This window comes from Alkalihalophilus lindianensis (assembly GCF_032843265.1).
GTDB lineage: Bacteria > Bacillota > Bacilli > Bacillales > Bacillaceae_D > Alkalihalophilus > Alkalihalophilus lindianensis.
This window is the reverse complement of record NZ_JAWJBA010000963.1, coordinates 1-239: the sequence shown is the minus strand read 5'-3', so window position 1 is coordinate 239 and position 239 is coordinate 1. Positions and strand designations below refer to the sequence as shown.

1 protein-coding gene is annotated in these 239 nt (G+C 46.9%); it reads left to right on the top strand.

From position 1 onward, the window contains the following. Positions 1–44: 44 nt before the first annotated feature. Positions 45–239: TetR/AcrR family transcriptional regulator (locus RYX56_RS24975; RefSeq protein WP_317124470.1), on the top strand; the 195-nt coding region annotated here is incomplete at its 3' end.

Genomic DNA, 239 nt, shown 5'->3' with positions numbered 1-239 from the left:
GTTCATTTTATAAATTTGTGTTATGATAGCAAAGAGGTGGTAATATGTCGGAGAGAGAAGACCGGCTAGCCGGGGAGTTTCCCTTTATTCCAAGACAGGAACGTGCCCAGCAAAAAAGAAATGCACTGCTTGAAAGCGGGCGCATCCTATTTGTATCAAAAGGCTACGAGCACACAACGGCCAAGGAAATTGCAGCACATGCCGGAGTTGCCACTGGGACCTTCTACCGCTATTTCTCA